The 2,978-nt window shown below is 30.9% G+C and carries 4 protein-coding genes; 1 reads left to right on the forward strand and 3 read right to left on the reverse strand.

Going from position 1 to position 2,978, the window contains the following annotated elements; translation table 11 throughout:
* On the reverse strand, window positions 1–257 hold a 257-nt coding region (locus QZN45_RS11015; protein ID WP_296812960.1), incomplete at its 3' end, for a hypothetical protein.
* A 333-nt stretch (window positions 258–590) separates the two neighbouring features.
* On the opposite strand from QZN45_RS11015, the gene QZN45_RS11020 reads away from it, so the two are divergent.
* On the forward strand, window positions 591–1,916 hold the full coding sequence (locus QZN45_RS11020) for a phage integrase SAM-like domain and Arm DNA-binding domain-containing protein (RefSeq protein WP_296812962.1): 1,326 nt from the start codon (window positions 591–593) through the stop codon (window positions 1,914–1,916).
* 90 nt (window positions 1,917–2,006) lie between these two features.
* Here the strand turns inward: QZN45_RS11020 and QZN45_RS11025 are convergent, their stop codons facing one another.
* Complete coding sequence (locus QZN45_RS11025) at window positions 2,007–2,273, reverse strand: NUMOD1 domain-containing DNA-binding protein (RefSeq protein ID WP_296812964.1); 267 nt, start codon at window positions 2,271–2,273, stop codon at window positions 2,007–2,009.
* 1 nt (window position 2,274) lies between these two features.
* The gene (locus QZN45_RS11030; RefSeq protein WP_296812966.1) at window positions 2,275–2,562 is read right to left on the reverse strand and encodes a hypothetical protein; all 288 of its coding nucleotides are present in this window, start codon (window positions 2,560–2,562) and stop codon (window positions 2,275–2,277) included.
* Window positions 2,563–2,978 lie beyond the last annotated feature (416 nt).

Genomic DNA, 2,978 nt, shown 5'->3' on the forward strand with positions numbered 1-2,978 from the left:
CCATTGACAGTGAAATTGATATATACCGCTTCATATCCAATTATTCTATCCAATAACAAATCAGTTATCTTATGGTCTTCAATATATAGTGTTTCTCCTGTATACCCTCTTCCTTTTGCCGTACAACCTGATATTGTGCCATCTTCTTGCAATATAACATTTCTATTTTTCAGTTCAATATTCCATTTGGTTTTTTCTCCAAGTTTGTTTATTGTATAACCGGTGAAATCCATATGTTGTTTATCAAACCTTTCCAAATCATGGAATATACCTGTTTTTTCATTGAAATCAATTAGTTTAGCATCGCATACTTTTTCTGAGAAAAAAAATTTTTAATGGCACTATAAATTGGAATGTTTTTCATTAAACCCTTTATTTAAAGGCATTTCAGAACGATTTCAGTATCTCCGTTGTGGAAGGCCTTACTAATATATAATATACAAATGTATTTGATATAATAAAGTGTAAATCAGGTATTTATATATATTTAACGAAATATATTTGTTTATTTTAAAAATTGGATATATCTTTGCAATAGTGTTTATAATGGCACTATTAATGTGCCTATTTTTTGAATTAAAAAATTTAATATGAGGACATCTATTGCAGTTATTAAATTAGTATTGCGTACAAACAAAACGCTTGCTGATGGAACATTTCCAATAATGCTAAGAGTTAATTGGAAGGGTATGAAAGAGAAGAGTACCGGATATTCTTGTAGTGCCAAGTATTGGGATAAGGTTAATCAATGTGTGAAGAAGGGTTATCCTAATTTTGTAATGGTGAATTACGAATTGAAGAAGATGAAGGATGAAGCGATAAGAAAGAGGGATGCGTTTGTCGCTTCAGGCGAAACATATTCTCCTGCTATGATACTTTCAAATGATTATGAAAAGAATAATGAAAGTGGTGATTTAAAATATCTTATTGAGAAATATATTAGTGAAAAGGGTATTAAACCGAGGACAATTGAGCATTGGTGGGTTGTATATAAATCAATAAAGGAAATGACGGGCAGGGATATATTAATCAATGAGATTAACGAATCATTTTGCCGTCGTTATGCCAAATATTTAGAAAATGAAGGGAAGAAGGATTGTACAATAAGGGGTTACTTATCTAAAATTGCTGCTATATGTCATTATGCTATTGATGATGGTATAATAAGTTCTTATCCTTTTTCAAAATGGCGTTATAACAGGATATATCAAGAATCAAAAAGGGAATACTATGTTCATCAAAAGAGTTTAATGGTTTTGAAAGAGATATTTGTTAATGCATGTGTTACTTTTAATAAGAATGGTCTATGGCATTATAAGGATGGTGTGATTGAAGATTTGATGGATAGGAATTCTCGTCTATATGGTTTATTTTTATTTATTGGTGGTATAGTTTTTAAGGGGCTTGCTCCTATCGATATGTCTTATTTGAAAAAGAGTGATGTAAGCATAATAAGGATTGGTGACAAGGATTATTATAAAATTGATGGTGCGAGGGAAAAAACGGGAATGAAATTCAAGATAAGGATAGACAGGGAGGACATATTAAGTAAGATTTGTGTTGAGACGTTTTTAATGTTTCATACAGGTAATTATTTATTTCCAACAATGGATGGATTTATTGGAACATGTGCTTATAAAAGGATTAGCAACACATATATTAATCAAAGGCCGAATCTTAATTATTGGCTAAAGTTATGTAATGATGAAATAATAAAAAGGAATGTTGAAGGAGATAACATTCCGTTAATTGATATAGAATCTTGCAATTATTATGCTTACCGGCATACGTTTGTTATGGGAGAGGTGCAAAAGCCCAATTGTAACTTTATTGCGCTTGCTCAGATGATTGGAAAATCAGTTAATACTTTGTATCAGTACATTTCAGAACTAACTCATGACGAAGATTTGGTTTAAGGGATTACTTGTTTAGGGTAATCCCTTTCTTACATGTCAGATGATTCTTGGAGTAACCAAGTGAAGGTTATTTTCCCGCCGCCTACAGGGTTATATTTTTTTCCTGATTAACTTAACTTGATGCTTAAGACAAATGTGGTCAGGTCTGTTATAAACTGTATTTATAACCGTTCCAATTTTGATGTTTAAGGCAATTGATGCTTCCGGAATTGATTTATAAGTTCCAATTGGATTATCACATAGGTCATAGGCCATTATACTGATTTTTCTGTTTGGTGACGCATAATTTACATAATCTCTTGATGGTTTTAGTTCAATTCCCATATCTCTTATCTTCTGTCTTCCCTGCTCAACCACCTCATCCCATTTTTTCCAATTGATATGTTTTGGGCCTGTTGTTAAACAGATTGATGTAGAAGCGTTTTAAAGGCTTCTGAGGCGTTTTCTTCGTTAGGGTGGATAGTTGTTCCACCTTCTCTTTTTTAGACCTTTCTTGGGCTTCTTTTAAGAGTTGGTCAGCTTGTTTGCATAACTGTTGGTATTGCCTCTTTTTTTCATCCCTTTTCAGTTGGAGTTCCTTTTCTTTTTTTTCCTTTGTTTGTTGGAATAGTTGTTTCAATTGTTCCGGTGTTCTTAACTTACTCATCTCGTTCTCGTTTTAGTATAACTCCTGTTGGTTCATAAAAAAATTTATAAGTTGTTGAACCAATTCTTATGTACTTTAACGGTGTTCTCTTACCGTCATCATGTTCAAAATAAACCATTACTTTTTTGATGTTTTTTGTTTGTTAAGCCATAGTTGATAAGTTACGCTGCAACATGGCATTGGAGGTGGTTGGTTATTATTCTGTTGATGTTTCATGATATAAATAGTTTTTAATTTGAGAAAGTTCTGTTTTACATTTACAAATATACAAAAAATTTTTGAAATAAAAAAATAATTTATAAAAAAAATTGATATAAAACCGGATACTTTTCTTATATCTTTTCTTTTTAATTTCTTTTGTAATTCTTTTGAATTACAAAATTCATGTATATATTATTTTTTAATTATTTTTATTT

This window comes from uncultured Methanobrevibacter sp., from assembly GCF_900314695.1.
Taxonomy (GTDB): Archaea; Methanobacteriota; Methanobacteria; order Methanobacteriales; family Methanobacteriaceae; genus Methanocatella.